Origin of the sequence: Nocardia elegans NBRC 108235, from assembly GCF_001612845.1 — a bacterium.
Lineage (GTDB): Bacteria > Actinomycetota > Actinomycetes > Mycobacteriales > Mycobacteriaceae > Nocardia > Nocardia nova.
The window spans coordinates 35,742-52,589 of record NZ_BDBF01000007.1 but is presented as its reverse complement, the minus strand read 5'-3'; the positions used below and the strand labels follow the sequence as shown (position 1 = coordinate 52,589).

15 protein-coding genes are annotated in these 16,848 nt (G+C 68.5%); 5 read left to right on the top strand and 10 right to left on the bottom strand.

The window, feature by feature from the left end; genetic code table 11:
• Positions 1–78: 78 nt before the first annotated feature.
• Positions 79–981, bottom strand: coding sequence for a pyridoxal 5'-phosphate synthase lyase subunit PdxS (gene pdxS, locus NE2_RS06340; protein WP_063024749.1), 903 nt, complete (start codon positions 979–981; stop codon positions 79–81).
• A 525-nt stretch (positions 982–1,506) separates the two neighbouring features.
• Complete coding sequence (locus NE2_RS06335; RefSeq protein WP_030513898.1) at positions 1,507–2,121, bottom strand: TetR/AcrR family transcriptional regulator; 615 nt, start codon at positions 2,119–2,121, stop codon at positions 1,507–1,509.
• 203 nt (positions 2,122–2,324) lie between these two features.
• On the opposite strand from NE2_RS06335, the gene NE2_RS06330 reads away from it, so the two are divergent.
• From NE2_RS06330 to NE2_RS06310, 5 genes are all read left to right on the top strand, one after another.
• Entirely contained in the window at positions 2,325–3,548 is a 1,224-nt protein-coding gene (locus tag NE2_RS06330) for an alkane 1-monooxygenase (protein WP_063024747.1), read from the top strand.
• Entirely contained in the window at positions 3,548–3,739 is a 192-nt protein-coding gene (locus NE2_RS06325; protein ID WP_063019111.1) for a rubredoxin, read from the top strand. The genes NE2_RS06330 and NE2_RS06325 overlap by 1 nt, the downstream gene beginning before the upstream one ends.
• Before the next feature lies 1 nt (position 3,740).
• Positions 3,741–3,923: a rubredoxin gene (locus NE2_RS06320; protein WP_063024745.1), complete on the top strand. Its 183-nt coding sequence runs from the start codon at positions 3,741–3,743 to the stop codon at positions 3,921–3,923.
• Positions 3,920–5,152: an NAD(P)/FAD-dependent oxidoreductase gene (locus NE2_RS06315; protein ID WP_063024743.1), complete on the top strand. Its 1,233-nt coding sequence runs from the start codon at positions 3,920–3,922 to the stop codon at positions 5,150–5,152. The genes NE2_RS06320 and NE2_RS06315 overlap by 4 nt, the downstream gene beginning before the upstream one ends.
• Positions 5,153–5,456: 304 nt before the next feature.
• Positions 5,457–6,857: an outer membrane protein assembly factor BamB family protein gene (locus tag NE2_RS06310; protein WP_063024741.1), complete on the top strand. Its 1,401-nt coding sequence runs from the start codon at positions 5,457–5,459 to the stop codon at positions 6,855–6,857.
• Positions 6,858–6,881: 24 nt separating this feature from the next.
• Here the strand turns inward: NE2_RS06310 and NE2_RS06305 are convergent, their stop codons facing one another.
• The 8 genes from NE2_RS06305 to NE2_RS06270 all read right to left on the bottom strand — a co-directional run bounded on the left by NE2_RS06305 (position 6,882) and on the right by NE2_RS06270 (position 16,703).
• A complete protein-coding gene (locus NE2_RS06305) occupies positions 6,882–7,925 on the bottom strand; it encodes an NUDIX hydrolase (protein WP_063025003.1) in 1,044 nt (347 codons plus the stop codon).
• Positions 7,925–9,049: a glycosyltransferase family 4 protein gene (locus tag NE2_RS06300; RefSeq protein ID WP_063024739.1), complete on the bottom strand. Its 1,125-nt coding sequence runs from the start codon at positions 9,047–9,049 to the stop codon at positions 7,925–7,927. Before NE2_RS06300 ends, NE2_RS06305 begins: the two co-directional genes overlap by 1 nt.
• A complete protein-coding gene (locus NE2_RS06295) occupies positions 9,046–10,029 on the bottom strand; it encodes a phosphatidylinositol mannoside acyltransferase (RefSeq protein ID WP_063024737.1) in 984 nt (327 codons plus the stop codon). Before NE2_RS06295 ends, NE2_RS06300 begins: the two co-directional genes overlap by 4 nt.
• Before the next feature lie 22 nt (positions 10,030–10,051).
• The gene (pgsA, locus tag NE2_RS06290; RefSeq protein WP_063024735.1) at positions 10,052–10,723 is read right to left on the bottom strand and encodes a phosphatidylinositol phosphate synthase; all 672 of its coding nucleotides are present in this window, start codon (positions 10,721–10,723) and stop codon (positions 10,052–10,054) included.
• Position 10,724: 1 nt separating this feature from the next.
• Positions 10,725–11,363: an ATP adenylyltransferase gene (locus NE2_RS06285; protein ID WP_030513888.1), complete on the bottom strand. Its 639-nt coding sequence runs from the start codon at positions 11,361–11,363 to the stop codon at positions 10,725–10,727.
• An 8-nt stretch (positions 11,364–11,371) separates the two neighbouring features.
• Entirely contained in the window at positions 11,372–13,429 is a 2,058-nt protein-coding gene (gene thrS / locus NE2_RS06280) for a threonine--tRNA ligase (protein ID WP_063024733.1), read from the bottom strand.
• 137 nt (positions 13,430–13,566) lie between these two features.
• Positions 13,567–14,208, bottom strand: a complete 642-nt coding sequence (locus NE2_RS06275; RefSeq protein ID WP_063024731.1) for a (2Fe-2S)-binding protein — start codon at positions 14,206–14,208, stop codon at positions 13,567–13,569.
• 254 nt (positions 14,209–14,462) lie between these two features.
• On the bottom strand, positions 14,463–16,703 hold the full coding sequence (locus NE2_RS06270; RefSeq protein WP_063024729.1) for a SulP family inorganic anion transporter: 2,241 nt from the start codon (positions 16,701–16,703) through the stop codon (positions 14,463–14,465).
• Positions 16,704–16,848: the final 145 nt, after the last annotated feature.

Here is a 16,848-nt window from a genome sequence, read left to right as displayed (position 1 = left end):
CTCGCATACGACGACGCCGGGCCGTCCGCACAGGACGACCCGGCGAAAGCCGTTGTCTCGGAAAATCTTCCGACCGAATTACCAGCCGCGCTCGGCAAGGCGGTGCGGCTCCGGAATCTCCTCGACGTTGATGCCGACCATGGCCTCACCCAGGCCGCGCGACACCTTCGCGAGCACATCGGGATCGTCGAAGAAGGTGGTGGCCTTGACGATGGCGGCGGCACGCTCGGCCGGGTTGCCGGACTTGAAGATGCCGGAGCCGACGAAGACGCCCTCGGCGCCCAGCTGCATCATCATCGCGGCGTCGGCGGGGGTGGCGATACCACCGGCGGTGAACAGCACCACGGGCAGCTTGCCGGTCTCGGCGATCTCACGGACCAGCTCGTAGGGCGCCTGCAGTTCCTTGGCGGCCACGAACAGCTCGTCCTCGGGCAGCGACTGCAGGTGGCGGATCTCGGCGCGGATCTTGCGCATGTGGGTGGTCGCGTTGGATACGTCGCCGGTGCCGGCCTCACCCTTGGAGCGGATCATGGCCGCGCCCTCGGTGATGCGGCGCAGCGCCTCGCCCAGATTGGTGGCGCCGCAGACGAACGGCACGGTGAACTGCCACTTGTCGATGTGGTTGGCGTAGTCGGCCGGGGTCAGCACCTCCGACTCATCGATGTAGTCGACGCCGAGGCTCTGCAGGATCTGCGCCTCGACGAAGTGGCCGATGCGCGCCTTGGCCATGACCGGGATGGAGACGGCGTTGACGATGCCGTCGATCAGGTCCGGGTCGCTCATCCGCGCGACACCGCCCTGGGCGCGGATGTCGGCGGGAACCCGCTCGAGCGCCATCACCGCGACCGCGCCGGCATCCTCGGCGATCTTGGCCTGATCGGCGGTGACGACGTCCATGATCACCCCGCCCTTGAGCATCTCGGCCATGCCGCGCTTCACGCGGGCGGTGCCGGTCGTCGAGGTGGTGTCGGGCGTTGTCACGGGCAAACTCCTGATTATCGGGGATTCGTTCGAGGAGGCATCGCTGCGATGCGAACCTCCACGATTCTAGGCGCCCCGATCAGGCCACTAGATAGCCAGTCCGAGAGCACTGGACTGGTCCGCCGCCCCCGGCGGGGATCACACGCCGGGCGAGGCGGCCGCTACGGCGTCGCTACGGGCGCGCCGAGAGCGAGTACCCGTGGCGCCGGACGACCGTAACCGCAGGCCGGCGCCACCTGCTCGTCAGATCGGGTCGACGACGAACAGCTGCGCCCAGTACGTCGCGGCCTGCTCGCCGATATACGGCAGCAGGAAGTCGTACAGCAGATAGGACATATGCATTCGGTACCTCACCTCCACACACCGGTTCGCCGGATTCGGTGTGCGGCAAACCGGTTTCGACCCTAACCGATGGTGACCTGTCACACAGCGGCAACGGCCGGGTAGCGGCGAGATCGGCGGATTTCCGACGAAATACGTTGACAGCCAACGTCTCCCACCGTCGGATCATCCGGCGTCGAATGGTCACGCCTCGGACAGCAGTGGCTCGAACAGTCCGACGGCGACGACCCGGATCTGCTCCAGCGCCCGTTCGACCGGCCCCGTGGGCTGGAACAGATGACTGAGGGCAAGGCGCACAACGGTTTCGGCGACCGATCCCAGTTCCTCGTCGCCCACCGAGGCCAGATCGTATTGCGCGCGAACCGTCGCGGTCACCGCGGCGATCGCCCGGCCGAGCACCGGTTCCGGTTCGGTCATCAGCGCCGGCAGCAGCGCGGTATCCGGCGCCGAGCGGCCCGACAGCACCGCCTTCAGCAGCATATTGTCCGCGCCGCTGCGCAGGGTGAACTCCACGGCCGCGATCAGGCCGGCGATCACATCGTCCGGGTGGGCCGCCAGCTTCTCGGCGATCCCGACCAGGAAGACGTCCACCTCGTTCGCGATCACCACATCGGCGAGGTCCTGTTTGGTGCCGATCTCCTTGTACAGCACCGGCCGGCTGACACCGACCTCCTTGGCCACTCGCGACATGTTCACCGCGCCCCAGCCCTCGGTACAGACCAGGCCACGAGCGGTCTCGATGACGCGCTCGCGCAGAAGTCGGCGCATATCGGACTGGAAGTTCGGCGCGGTAGCCACGTCCATGATCGTACACGGTCCGCGAAACTGTTCGACTATTGACAATCTCACCGCATCTGTATTCAATGAGAACACTTCTTCAGAAAGTGTAAATACGTCGAGGTGAACTGGCCGCGCTCCGGCCCCGACCTCGTCGACGCAGCCCGTATGCCGGGCGCACCGTTCCGGCGCGCAGTCCGCGTACCGTTCGTGAGGAGAACTCCGTGACCACATCCCGAATCGGCGATCCGGCCCGGACCGCGCCGCCCCAGTGGCGCGACCGCAAACGCCATCTCTGGCTGTTCGGCCTCGTCCCGCCGACCGCGGTCCTGCTCGCCACCGGCCTGGTGTGGCTGTTCAACCAACTGGGCTGGCACCACGCGGCGCCGGTGTGGTGGTGGATCGGGCCGCTACTGGTGTACGTCCTGCTGCCGATCCTCGACCGATTCTTCGGGCCCGACGGGCAGAATCCGCCCGACGAGGTGATGGAACAGCTCGAAAACGACCGCTACTACCGCTGGTGCGTCTACGCCTACATCCCGTTCCAGCTGCTCAGCCTGGTGTTCGCCTGCTATCTGTGGAGTGCGGCCGATCTGTCCTGGCTGGGTGTCGACGGCGGGCTGAGCCTGGTGTCGAAGATCGGCCTGGCCTTCAGCATCGGCACCATGGGCGGTGTCGGCATCAACACCGCGCACGAACTCGGCCACAAGAAGGACGAATTGGAACGCTGGCTGTCGAAGATCACGCTGGCGCAGACGTTCTACGGCCACTTCTACATCGAGCACAACCGCGGCCACCACGTACGGGTGGCGACACCGGAGGATCCGGCCAGTTCCCGTTTCGGCGAATCGTTCTGGACCTTCCTGCCGCGCAGTGTGTGGGGCAGCCTGCGCTCGTCCTGGTCGCTCGAGAAGACTCGCCTGCAGCGGATGGGCAAGCGCCCGTGGACGATTCACAACGACGTGCTCAACGCCTGGCTGATGTCGGTGGTGCTGTGGGGCGCGCTGGCCGCGATCTTCGGCCCCGGCGTGCTGCCGTTCCTGGTGCTGCAGGCGGTGTACGGCTTCTCGCTGTTGGAGACGGTCAACTACCTCGAGCACTACGGCCTGCTGCGGCAGCGCACCGCGGCCGGGCGCTACGAACGCTGCACGCCGGAGCACAGCTGGAACTCCGACCACATCGTCACCAATATCTTCCTCTACCACCTGCAGCGCCACAGCGACCATCACGCCAACCCCACCCGGCGCTATCAGACCTTGCGCAGTATGGACGGCGCGCCGAATCTGCCCAGCGGCTACGCCAGCATGATCACCGTCGCCTATTTCCCGCCGCTGTGGCGCCGCGTGATGGACAAGCGGGTGCTCGCGCACTACGACGGTGACATCACCCGCGTCAACATCCAGCCCCGCAAGCGCGATCGGGTCTTCGCGAAGTACGGGGTCGCCTGATGTCCCGATTCCGTTGCCCCGTCTGCGATTACGTGTACGACGAAAGCGAGGGCGCACCTCGCGAGGGCTTTCCGCCCGGTACCGCGTGGTCGGCGATACCCGACGACTGGTGCTGCCCCGACTGCGGCGTGCGGGAGAAGGTCGATTTCGATCTCGCGAGCCACGATCCGACCCTCACGAAAGGCGCCTGATATGAGCGAATACAAGCTGTTCCGTTGCCTGCAATGCGGATTCGAATACGACGAGGCGCTCGGCTGGCCCGAAGACGGCATCGCGCCGGGCACCCGCTGGGACGACATTCCCGACGACTGGTCCTGCCCCGACTGCGGTGCGGCCAAGGCGGATTTCGAGATGGTCGAGGTCAGTCGCGCATGACCGGACGCATCGTCGTCGTGGGTGCGGGGGTCGCGGGCGCCACCGCCGCCCGCACGCTGCGCACCGAGGGCTACACCGGTGAGATCGTGCTGCTCGGCGCGGAGGACCGGCTGCCCTACCGCCGCCCGATGGTCTCCAAGGAATTGCTCGCCGGCACCGCGAACGAACGCCGGCTCCTGCTCGAATCCGCGGAATCGTGGCGCGAACTCGGCATCGAGGTGCGGCCGGGGACCCCGGTCGCGGGCATCGACGTCGACCGCGACCGGCTACATCTGGGCACCGGCGAAACCCTCGGCTACGACGCCCTGGTGCTCGCCACAGGCGCGCGCGCCCGAGAACTGCCCGGACCCGAATCGGGCGCCTACACGCTGCGCACCGCGGCCGATGTCGATGCGTTGCGCGCTGCCGTGGTGACCGGCGGATCGCTGCTCGTGGTGGGCGGCGGCCTGGTCGGCTGCGAGGCCGCCGCGACGGCACGTGGACTCGGGGCGGCGGTGACGATCGTGCACGCGGGTGACGCTCCGCTGGAGCGGGTGGCCCCGGCGGCGATCGGCGCGCACTGCCGAAACCTGCACGCCGGCAAGGGCGTCGACATCCACGACGCGGTGGTGCTGGACCGGATCGACGGTGGCGACGGCGATATCCGGGCCATCGCCGTCGACGGACGTCAGTGGACCGCCGCCGCGATGCTCGTCGCGATCGGCGCGGAACCGGAGACCGACGTGGCCCGGCAGGCCGGACTCGCCGTCGGGGACGGGATCCTCGTCGACGAGTCCTATACGACCTCGGCGCCGAATATCTTCGCCGCCGGTGACGCCGCCGCCGTCTACGATCCGGAATTCGGGGTCCACCGGCGCACCGAACAGTGGAACAGTGCGCAGTCACACGGGATCGCCGCAGCGAAATCCGTTCTCGGACAACCCCTTCCCGCGCAAGAGGTCACCTGGGGCTGGACCACGCAGTACGGCGTCACGATCCAATTCGCAGGGCGACCGCACACCGAGGACGACGTCGTGGTCCGTACCACCGACACCCCCGGCCAGTTCGTCGCACTGTCCCTGCGAGCGGGTCGACTGGTCGCCGCGGCGGCCGTGGGCCGTCCCGCCGACCTGCGCACCGCCCGAAGCCTCATCGCCGCCCGAACGACCCACGCTCCCGAAACCTGGTCCGACACAACCATTCCCCTCCAGGAACTGGCATCCGCCACGGAACTCTCGGGCCACCACTGACCGGGTGGCCACTTCGCAACCGTGCGATCGCGCCGCGCTGACACCGGCCTCCGGGCGTTCCGGAGAGTGGTCATCCACACCGAACGCGGCAGCACGTCCTCGTCGCTGACCGATGCCCGCCGGGGTCGGTGACAGTTTCTCCGACCACGATGGGGATCCTCGACGAGAAGGGGCTTTCGAGCTACGGCATCACCGGCGCTGGGACGTCCTCGCGGTCGCCTACCTCGAAAGAGGCTGATACCTTGCCTCTTTCGCACAGTGGGCCGGTGCGTGAGCCGGCTGGACGGATGAAGGAGACCGCCGGATGAACGCGGCCGCACACTGGCTCACCGGTCGAGGCACGCGCCGGATCTGGATCGCGGTGCTGATCGTGGCCGTGGTGGCGGGAGTCGCAGCGGTCGTGTGGGTGAACCGATCGCCGGAGGAGCCGCCGGCGGGTCCCGCGGCCGGTGGCCGGTTCCGGATTTCCGGTCGGCTCGACTCCGCCCCGGTGCCGCGATGGACGTTACGCCCCGCCGATCTGTCGCACGAGCCCGGCGCGGTCCTGCTGGCACTTCCGCACAGCCTGGACAACTACTACGGCTATGGTTCGCCGATGGACGCCGGGCCGATAATCGTCGCGGCCACCGCGGTACCCGGCGAGCCCGGGCCGGGCACCGCACCGAAAGCCGGACCGGTGCGGCTGCACGGCATCGACCCGGACACCGGCGCGGTGCGGTGGACGATCGACGCCGGCGAACTCCTCAGCTGTAACGAGCGCGTATTCGACGGCCAGTTGACCTGCCGCGGCACCCACCGAGTGCTCATCGTCGACGCCGCCACCGGCACGATAGCCACGGACCGCTCCACGGACTTCGAGGTGATGGACGCGGCGGTGCGCGACGGGGTGGTTTCCGTCGCCGGCCGCACCGCCGACTGGATGACCGCCGTCGTCACCCGGGGAACCGTTTCCGACATCGAGGCAACCTGGCGCCGGACGTATCCGACACCGGTTCCCGGCGACGCGGTCAGGCCGAGACTCGACGCGCCGGACTACTTCCGGGACGGCCACGACCGCAATGTTCGTGTCTACGATCTGCGCACCGGCGACCCGCTGTTCACCGACTCCGTCGGCGCCGTGTTCGACGGCGGGATCATTGCGAGGCAGGTGATCGATCGCAGCGGCAGCCCGGGGACGATCACACTTCTCGATCGCAACGGTCACCCGCTCGCCGAGGTCGGCGATCCGAGTTTCCTGCTCGAGTGGTATCCGACCGCGACCGCCTCGCCGCCGCCGATCCTCACCGGCGAGAGTGCCTACGACCGAACGACAGGGCGAGTGCTGTGGACCAATCCACAGATCGGCCTCGACGAGCCCACCGGTCGCCAGGGCGCGGTCGAAGGAGTAGTGGCTCACACGGTGATCGTCCGATCACTCGACGGGACCGCACTCATCGGTCTCGATCTCGCCGACGGACGTCAAGTGTGGCAGCAGCCGGCGCGGTTCACGAACACGTTGCGATACGACGGAGTGACCGATGCCCGACACCTGATCCTCACCGACGGCGCCACCGTGCACGCGATCGATGCCCGCGACGGTTCGACCGCCTGGTCGATGACCCTACCGCCCAGCGGCGATCCCCGATTGCGCTCGACGGTGGGGGCGATGGGCGGACGCCTCGTCGCGGTGACCGCGCGGGAATTCACCGGATACGCCACGGTATGAGAGTGACCCGCCGGACCGCACGGCTCAGCGGATGGACCGCACCTCCGGCTCGATCTCGGAACCGGCGGCGGCGAGCGCCTCGGCCAGCAGGTTGTCCAGGTGGTACGGGTACACCGTTTCGCCGATCCGGTCTAGTTCGGCGATATCCGGCGGCAGGCACCAGCGGTAGGCGGTGACGCAGCGACGTTCCCAGACGCTCGGATCCGCGGGCTTCGGGTCGAACCAGCGCACCCGGGCGACGAAGAACAGTTCCTCGGAGCGGATCAGCTCACCGTTGAACGGGAAGACCGCGACCCGCCGCCAGATCGGTCCGCGCAGCAGCGTGGAGTCCAGCGCCAGGCCCGTTTCCTCCCAGACCTCGCGCACCGCCGCGGTCCGCAGCGTCTCCCCCGGTTCGATGCCGCCGCCGACGGTGAACCAGAACGGCGAATCGGGAGTCTGGGGGTCGTGGCCGCGCATCAACAGCACGCGATCCTCGTCGTCGAGCAGCACCACCCGGGCCGAGGTGCGCACGGTGTCGACCTCGAGTCCGGTGGTCGCCGCCGGGGTGACCCGCTCCGCGATCTCGAAATAGGTGGGCAGCGGCGCGGTACCGCCCAGGTGCAGCAACCGCACCGGGCGCCGGGTACGCAGCGCCAGCGTGTCGCGCACGGCGTCGTTGTGGAAGCGGCGCGCGATCAGTACCCGCGCCTCGGCGTCGGCGAGTTCGGCCACCAGTTGCGGACGCAACGAGGTGATGTCGACCGCGGAGAGCGCGGCCGCGAGCTGGTTCTCCGCGGTTTCGCGATCGTTCCAGTCGGCGCGTTCGGCGCGGTCGGCCAATGCGATCAGCCGTTTGGACTGCTCCGCCGCCGTGGACTCCGACATCGGCCCGGCCATCGAGATCGCGACCGTGCGGGCCACCACCGCGCGGCGCGCCAAGGCGGACTCCAGGGCGTCGCGGGCCTGGTCACCGCGCACGTGCAGCCGGTCGAGCCGGTTGGCGGTGGAGTAAGCCCATACTCCGATGGCGATGATCACCGCCGCGATCAGCGCGAGGACCAGAATGGTCGTCGCGGAGAAGGTGATCATCCAGCGGTCCTCACCCGGGCGTCGCCGACGGTGACCGTCTCGTACACCCGCAGAATCTGTTCGGCCACGACCGGCCAATCGTATTCGCCGACAACCTGGTCCGCGGTGCGCACCAGATCCTCGCGGCGGGCGCGGTCGGTGAGCAGCCCGTCGATCGCCTCGGCCAGCGCCGCGGAGTCACCCACCGGCACCAGCACTCCCGCGGTCCCGTCACGCAACACCCGGCGGAAGGCGTCCAATTCGCTGGCGACCACGGCGGTTCCGGCGGCCATCGCCTCGACCAGCACGATGCCGAAACTCTCCCCGCCCAGGTTCGGCGCGCAGTACACATCGGCACTGCGCATCGCGGACGCCTTCTCCGCATCCGAGACCTGACCGAGAAAACGCAGATGTCCGGCGTGTTCGCCCGCCTCCCGGCGCAGGCGTTCCTCCTCCCCGCGGCCGACGATCAGAATTTCCACGTCCGGATGCCGAGCGACCAGTGTGGGCAGTGCGCCCAGCAGCGCGGCCATCCCCTTGCGGGGCTCGTCGTAGCGACCGAGGAACAGCACCGTCCCGCCCGCGCGCGGATACCCTTGCAGCAGTGGCGCATTCGCGAACGCCTGCACGTCGACCCCGTTCGGGATCTCGACCGCGTCGCTGCCCAGCGCCTCCACCTGCCAGCGCCGCGCCAGCTCGGAGACCGCGATCCGCCCGCTGATCTTCTCGTGATACGGCCGCAGCACGCCCTGGAAGGTCGCCAGCACCAGCGACCTCGTGGTGGAGGTGTGGAAGGTGGCCACGATGGGTCCCTCGGCCACCTTCAGCGCCAGCATCGAGATACTCGGGGCGTTGGGTTCGTGGACGTGCAGGACCTCGAAGTCGCTGTCGGCGATCCAGCGCCGCAGCCGGGTGTAGGCGGTCGGCCCGAACGACAGCCGCGCCACCGAACCGTTGTACGGAATCGCCACCGCCTTCCCGGCCGAGACCACGAATTCCGGCAGTTCGGTGTCGTCGGAGGCCGGGGCCAGCACACTCACCTTGTGGCCGCGCTCGATCAGCACCTGCGCCAGCTCCACGACATGTGACTGCACTCCGCCCGGCACGTCGAACGAGTACGGGCAGACCATGCCGATTCTCATGACACCGCGTCTCCGGCGGGCCGCTCACCGCCGCGCACGGCCTGCGCGGCCGCGATCCGCTCCAGGCGCTGGGCGGACAGATCCCCCTCCCACAGCGGCTGCAACATATGCCAGTCGGCGGGGTGTTCGGCGATATTGGCGGCGAACCGGTTCGCCAGCTGCTGGGTTGCCGCCGAGACACCGGACGAAACATCCAGCGGCGCTTCGGTTTTCAGCCCCCACCCCTCGCGGCCCTGCTCGTCCACGGTGAACCAGGCGTGCACCGGCATCAGCGCGGCGCCGGTCTCGATCGCCAGTTTCGCCGCACCCGCCGGCATCCAGGTGCGTTCGCCGAAGAACTCCACCGGCACACCTTTTCCGGTCAGGTCGCGCTCGCCCATCAGGCAGACCACCTTGTTGTCGCGCAACCGTTGCGCGAGCTGCCGGAACGGCGGCTGCTCTCCGCCGGTCAGCGGGAACACCTCGAACCCCAGGCTCTCCCGGTAGGCCACGAAGCGCTCGAACAGCGATTCCGGTTGCAGCCGTTCGGCGACCGTGGTGAGGCCGCCGTAGTGCTGCACCAGCCACACACCGGCCATATCCCAGTTCCCCGAATGCGGCAGCACGAAGATCACGCCGCGCCCCTCGGCGAGTGCCTCGTCGACATGTTCGATCCCGTCCGGGGCCGGCATGAGCGGCGAATCCGCCAGTGCCGCATGGTCGAGGGTCGGCAGCCGGAACGCCTCGCGCCAGTACCGGGCGTACGAGCGCATCGAGGCGTGGATCAACTCGTCGGGCACCTCGAGCGGGTCGACGGCCAGCACCCGGGCGAGGTTGCGGCGCAATTGATTCGGTCCCTGGCCGCGGTGGGCGGCGCGGTTCGCGCGCCGGGCCGCCCAGTCGCCGCCGACGTCGAACGCGCGGCGCGCGGTGCGTTCGGGCAGTCCCCGTACCAGTCGCCACCCGGCCGCGTAGGCTCTGTCGGTCAGCGCGGCCCTCATCTGTGTCACGCCACTACCACTTTCATTTCGCCGTATCGGAGTCGGCCTCGGTGACCGGCGCGATCACGTCGCGGGCACCGGCCGAGTTCCGTACCGCCAGAACTCGCTGGAAGACGGTGACGATGCTCAGCACCGCCAGGATGTACATCGCGACATACACCGCGTAGGTGAGCCACTCGACGTCGAAATAGCCACCGATGCCGGTGAGGCCGGCCCCGACCAGCACGATGACCAGGCGGTCGGGGCGTTCGATGATCCCGCCGTCGGCCGAGAGCCCGCTCGCCTCCGCCCGCGCCTTGGCGTAGGAGATGACCTGCGAGGTCACCAGGACCACCAGCGTCGCCACGAACAGATGCTTGCTGTGCTCGTGATACACCGACCACCAGGCGAGCGCGCCGAAGATGGCGCCGTCGGCCACGCGATCACAGGTGGCGTCGAGGACCGCACCGTATTTGGTGCCGCCGCCCCGGGCGCGGGCCATCGCCCCGTCGAGCATGTCGAACATGACGAAGAGCCAGATCACCATCGTTCCCCAGAACAGGTGATCGGTCGGGAACAGCGTCACCGCGGCCACGATCGAGGCGGTGGTGCCGATCAGCGTCATCGCGTCGGGCGTGAGCCCGGTGCTCACCAGCGCCCGTCCCAGCGGCGCGGTCGCCTTGGCGAACGTCTCCCGACCGAAGAAGCTCAGCACGCTACTCGACTTCCTTCGCCTCGTGCCACGCCCCGGCCAGCAGGGCCCGCGTCTCCCGCAACAACTGCGGCATCACCTTCACCCCGCCGACGACGGTGATGAAATTGGCGTCCCCACCCCAGCGGGGAACGATGTGCTGGTGCAGGTGGTCGGCCAGCGAGCCACCGGCCACCCCGCCGAGATTCAGCCCGACGTTGAATCCCTCGGGCCGCGACACCTTCTTCATCACCCGGATCGCCCGCTGGGTGAACGCCATCAGTTCGGCGCTCTCCTCGGGGGTGAGATCCTCGAGGTCGGCCACCCGCCGGTAGGGCACCACCATCATGTGGCCGGGGTTGTACGGGTAGAGGTTGAGCACCGCGAACACCCATTCACCGCGAGCGATGACCAGTCCGTCCTCGTCCGACATCTTCGGGATCTCGGTGAACGGATGCTTCAGCCCGGCCGAGGTCTTCTCCTCGGCACCGGCGGGCGCGTCGGCGTCGACCGGTGCGCTCCGGCTGTCGCGATCGGCCGCGACCGCGCCGGTGATGTAGGACATCCGGTAGGGGGTCCACAATCGCTGCAACCGGTCCGGGTCCCCCGCTCCCGTGTCGACAATCCGACCCGGATCCTGTTGCGTCACAGCCTCTTCCACCATGCCCTCACTCACGCCCCACCGGTCCGGACCTCGAATCCTTCCGCGCTCGGCGAGGCGTTGTCGCGCCGCGAGATCCAGTCGACGACGGTCGCCACCGCATCGGCGACCGGCACACCATTCAGTTTGCTGCCGTCGCGGAATCGGAAGCTGACCGCTCCGTCGTTCACATCGCGTTCGCCGGCCAGCAGCATGAACGGCACCTTCTGCGCGGTGTGGTTGAAGATCTTCTTCTGCATCCGGTCGTCGCTGCGGTCGACCTCGGCCCGCACACCGTGCGCGCGCAGTTCCTCCACCACGGAGTCGAGGTGTTCGGCGAACGCGTCGGCGACCGGGATGCCGACCACCTGCACGGGCGCCAGCCAGGCCGGGAACGCGCCCGCGTAATGCTCGGTGAGCACGCCGAAGAATCGCTCGATGGACCCGAACAGGGCGCGGTGGATCATCACCGGCCGCTGCTTGGTCCCGTCGGAGGCGGTGTATTCCAGGCCGAAGCGCTCGGGCAGGTTGAAATCGAGCTGAATGGTCGACATCTGCCAGGTACGGCCCAGCGCGTCCTTGGCCTGCACGGAAATCTTCGGACCGTAGAACGCGGCGCCGCCCGGATCCGGGACCAGGTCCAGACCCGAATCGGTGGCGACCTTGCGCAGCGTGTCGGTGGCCTCCTCCCACAACTCGTCCGAGCCCACGAACTTCTGCGGGTCCTTCGTCGACAATTCCAGGTAGAAATCGTCGAGACCGTAGTCGCGCAGCAGGCTCAGCACGAACTGCAGCGTCGAGGTCAGCTCGGCGTGCATCTGCTCTTTGGTGCAGTAGATGTGCGCGTCGTCCTGGGTCATGCCGCGCACCCGGGTCAGCCCGTGGACGACGCCGGACTTCTCGTAGCGATACACCGACCCGAATTCGAACAGCCGCAGCGGCAGCTCCCGATACGACCGGCCGCGCGAGCGGAAGATCAGATTGTGCATCGGGCAGTTCATCGGCTTGACGTAATAGTCCTGGCCGGGCTTGCGCACGGTGCCGTCGCCGTTGTACTCGGCGTCGAGGTGCATCGCCGGGAACATGCCCTCGCGGTACCAGTCGAGGTGTCCGGAGACCTCGAACAGATGCCCCTTGGTGATATGCGGGGTATTGACGAATTCGTAGCCCGCGGCGATGTGGCGGCGACGGGAATAGTCCTCGAGTTCCTTGCGGATGATGCCGCCCTTGGGATGGAACACCGGCAGGCCCGAACCCAGTTCGTCCGGGAAGGAGAACAGATCCAGTTCCAGGCCGAGTTTGCGGTGATCGCGCTTCTCGGCCTCTTCCAGGATGCGCAGATGGTTCTCCAACGCCTCCGGCGACTCCCATGCGGTGCCGTAGATGCGCTGCAGATCCTCGCGGTTCTGGTCGCCACGCCAGTAGGCCGCCGAGGAGCGGGTCAGCTTGAACGCGGGAATGAACTTCGTGGTCGGGATGTGCGGGCCGCGGCACAGGTCGCCCCACACCTTCTCGCCGGTGCGCGGGTCGAGGTTGTCGTAGATGGTCAGCTCGTTACCGCCGACCTCCATGATCTCGGGGTCGTCGATTCCCGACTTGTCGCCGATCAGCTCGAGTTTGAACGGCTCCTTGGCCAATTCCACCCGAGCCTCGTCGACCTCGACCACCCGGCGCGAAAACCGTTGCGCGCCTTTGACGATCTTCTTCATCCGGGATTCGAGTTTGGCCAGATCCTCCGGGGTGAACGGCCGCTCGACCTGGAAGTCGTAGTAGAAGCCGTCCTTGATCGGCGGGCCGATGCCGAGCTTGGCCTCGGGGAACTCCTGCTGCACCGCCTGGGCCAGCACGTGGGCGGCCGAATGGCGGATGACGCTGCGGCCGTCCTCGGAGCCGGCGGTCACGGCCTCGACCTCGACGTCGGTCTCCGGCACCCAGGACAGATCCTTGAGGTTGCCCTCGCCGTCGCGCACGACGACGACGGTGTCGGGGCCCTTGGTGGGCAGGCCCGCTTCGCGCACCGCGGCGCCCGCCGTCGTCCCGGCCGGCACCCGGACGAGGGCGGCGGGGGTTATGCGGGCTGAGGTGGTCACGGCTGCGCTCTCCTTAACATGTCGGCATTCTCGGTCCAGGCCGGTCGACGAACAGAAAAGTCACCGGCGCGACCAATGCTATCGGGACAGTACCGGTCGCGCGCCGATGGACCGGCCGCGAACCGGCCGCGGCCCGCTCACCCGCGCCGGGCCAGCTCGGTGAGCAGCCGCTCGCGCTCGGCGGCGGGCCTTTTCGGGCAGCTGGTGCACATACCGCAGCCGGGGACCTCGTAGACCAGGCAGCAGGAGATCCGCCGCACGAACGCGCGCGATTCGACATCGGTGAATCGCGGCGCGGGCAACCGTTCGCCGACCTGGGCGGCCAGCCGCGCACCCGCCTCGGGGTCGCCCGCGTCGATGGCCCGGTTACCGATCGCATCGGCGACGATCGCCCACAGCGCCGCCGGACCGGCGCCGGTCACCCGTGCCACCACCGGGATGACGCGCCGCAGCGACTCCCTCAGCGCCGCGCCGACCGCTTCGGACTCGCTCACGGCGTCGGGCACGATCCGCTCGATGCCACCGTCGGGCCGGATCTCGCAGCGCAGCCGTTCCAGCGTGGGGTCGGGCGCCGGTGCGCCGCTCGCGTACGCCTCGGTGATCGGATCGACCAGCGCAGAGGCGGCCATACACCACCACAGCGTGCCCGAGACGCGGGAATTGCCTGTGCCCCAGGAGATTCCCATATCGGCGATCCGTTCCGACAGCCACGCGGGCTCGGTGAGTTTGATGCCGGCCACCTGGGCGGGCACCCCGGACGCCACCGACTGCGCAACCATTTCCCTCCGACTCCGATCCACGTCGATTCACCGAATGCACCACCTCCACCATGGCATGCCCGCCGCGCTCGGATCCAGGCGTCGGCCGCGGGTTTCGGGGTGCGCCGCTCAGCGTATCGGCGCGCGCGACGCCGACGTTCAGGCGCGCCGCGACAGTCGCCCCCGGGTCGTGGCGGAACGGCTGCCGCGGCGAAGGTGGACGGGTGCGCGAGTTCGGCTGTCGGGCCTACGAACTCGCGCACCCTGCGCCCGGATCAGGCGTGGGTCCGATCCCGGGCGGGTATTCCGGGTCGCTCGGCATCGGTGATCTCGGCGATGCCGGTGGTGGTGACCTCGAGGACCCGTGCGGTTCCGATATCGAAGAACAGGCCCGAAAGCGCAACACCGCGCTCCTCGACGGCCCGGGCGACGACCGGATGCTCCCGCAGCGTCTCGAGCTGGACCGCGACGTTGACCATGCTCAGCTGGTCGGCCGGGCCGTACCCGGCGGCCGCCGCGGTCGCCGCCACCGGATGGCCGGCTCGGTAGCGCTGCAGGGCCTCGGCGCCGTGGGCCAGCCAGTCGTCGATATCGGGGCCCGCGGACCGGTCGGACAGCAGGGCGTTCATCGCACCGCAGCCGGAATGTCCGCACACCACGACGTTGCGCACCGACAGGTTGTGCAGCGCGAAGCCGAGCGCGGCGTCCACCGACACGTCGGTGCCGCGCGCGGGGATCAGATTGCCGATATTGCGGACGGTGAACAGGTCACCCGGGCCGCTGTTGGTGATCACATTCGGCACGATCCGCGAGTCCGAGCAGGTGAGGAAGAAGGAGTCGGGGTCCTGCCCGTCGCGCAGTTCGTCCAGATGCGGCCGCATCACGTGCGCGTGGCTGCGATGGTAGGCGGCGACACCGGCGGCGACCGGATTGCCACCCTCGGAACGCCACGGTCCCAGGACGTCGTCGAGCAGCCCGCGGGCCCGGGCGCGCCGCGGCGGGCGCTCGGCCGCATCGGCCATCCGCGCCGTTCCGATCTCGACGAATTCCACCGTGCCGCCGGTACTTTCGTGCTGCTGCGCCCAGGAGTGGATGGCGTCGTAGGCGGCGTGGTCGAGGAAGTCGACCGTCAGCTCCACCAGGACATCGGCGCCGGCGGGCACCTTGGCCAGCTGCCCGGTCAGCTTCGGCAGGGCCAGGAAGGTGCAGGTGCCGTCCACGCTCACCAGCCACCGGTCGGTTCCCTCGACCGGAGCGGCCTCGACCGAGACGCGCACCACGCGCCACAGCAGCAGGGCGAAGGCGACGACCAGGCCGATCAGCACACCCTCGAGCAGGTTCAGGAACACCACCGCGGCGATGGTCACCGCGTAGATCACCAGTTCACCGGTGCGGTGCGCGATCTTGATGTGGGCCAGCTTCACCAGCTGGATACCGATCATCACCAGCAGTCCGGCCAGGGCCGATTTCGGGATCTGCTCGACGACGCCCACCAGGGCGATCGAGAACAGCAGCACCCAGACGCCGTGCAGCAGCGCCGAGGCCCGGCTGCGCGCACCGGCGGTCACATTGGTCGCACTGCGCACGATCACGCCGGTGACCGGCAGGCCGCCGATCATGCCCGAGGTCACGTTCGCCGCGCCCTGGGCCATGAGCTCACGGTCGAAGTTGGTCCGCGGGCCGGTGTGCATCTTGTCGACCGCGACCGCCGACAACAGGCTCTCCACGCTGGCGATCAAGGCCACGGTCAGCACCGCCAGTGCGACGCCGCTCCAGTCTCCGCTGGGCATGTTCGGCAGGCCGATGGCGTCGAACAGCGAACCGCTCATCGTGATGCGGGCGGGGTCTCCGGGCAGCACCAGCGACAGCGCGGTGGCGACCACGATCGCCACCAGCGGTCCGGGCACCACCCGGATCTTGGCCGGCACGTAGCGCCAGCCGAGCATGATCGCGATGACCAGACCGCCGAGCACGACGTCGATACCGCTGAGGTGCAACAGCTGATTCGGTAATTCTGTGACGTTTTCCCACGCCGAGCTCTGCGACGATCCGCCGAGCAGGACATGAACCTGCTGCAAGGCGATCGTGATGCCGATGCCGGCGAGCATGGCGTGGACGACGACCGGGGCGATGGCGAGCGCGGCGCGCGCGATCCGGCTCAGGCCGAACACGATCTGCAGCAGGCCGGCGCCGACGGTGATGAAACAGGTTGTCTTCCAGCCGAATTGATTGATGGTCTCGGCCATGACCACGGTCAGTCCGGCGGCCGGGCCGCTGACCTGCAGGACGGAGCCCCCCAGAGTTCCCACCACGATGCCGCCGACGGCGGCGGCGATGAGTCCGGCCGCGACCGGAGCGCCGGTGGCGACCGCGATGCCGATCGAGAGCGGCAGAGCGACGAGAAAGACGACGACGGAAGCGGGCAGATCGTGTCGAAGGACCGAGTTCATCCGGTCCGACCAGCTGGGGCCCGGCGGGGCCGAGGGTCTGGACGTAGCGACGGTGTCGGTGGACATATTGCTCCTTCACCGGAGCCGCCGCGGCGGTCCGGTCGGTCGAACATGTTCTCCAGGCATCGAATTCAGCTGCGAGACTTCGTTGTCCAGCAGTGAGCCGGAAGCGAGGGCAACCTTAATAGTAAAGACTAAGCAAAGCCTTAGA

Bases quoted from the DNA above. Each gene is read 5' to 3' on its own strand.
- NE2_RS06325 (WP_063019111.1), top strand. From the start codon at position 3,548: ATGTCCCGATTCCGTTGCCCCGTCTGCGATTACGTGTACGACGAAAGC.
- NE2_RS06320 (WP_063024745.1), top strand. From the start codon at position 3,741: ATGAGCGAATACAAGCTGTTCCGTTGCCTGCAATGCGGATTCGAATAC.
- NE2_RS06315 (WP_063024743.1), top strand. From the start codon at position 3,920: ATGACCGGACGCATCGTCGTCGTGGGTGCGGGGGTCGCGGGCGCCACC.
- NE2_RS06310 (WP_063024741.1), top strand. From the start codon at position 5,457: ATGAACGCGGCCGCACACTGGCTCACCGGTCGAGGCACGCGCCGGATC.
- NE2_RS06300 (WP_063024739.1), bottom strand. From the start codon at position 9,049: ATGAGAATCGGCATGGTCTGCCCGTACTCGTTCGACGTGCCGGGCGGA.
- NE2_RS06295 (WP_063024737.1), bottom strand. From the start codon at position 10,029: ATGAGGGCCGCGCTGACCGACAGAGCCTACGCGGCCGGGTGGCGACTG.
- NE2_RS06285 (WP_030513888.1), bottom strand. From the start codon at position 11,363: ATGGTGGAAGAGGCTGTGACGCAACAGGATCCGGGTCGGATTGTCGAC.
- NE2_RS06275 (WP_063024731.1), bottom strand. From the start codon at position 14,208: ATGGTTGCGCAGTCGGTGGCGTCCGGGGTGCCCGCCCAGGTGGCCGGC.
- NE2_RS06270 (WP_063024729.1), bottom strand. From the start codon at position 16,703: ATGTCCACCGACACCGTCGCTACGTCCAGACCCTCGGCCCCGCCGGGC.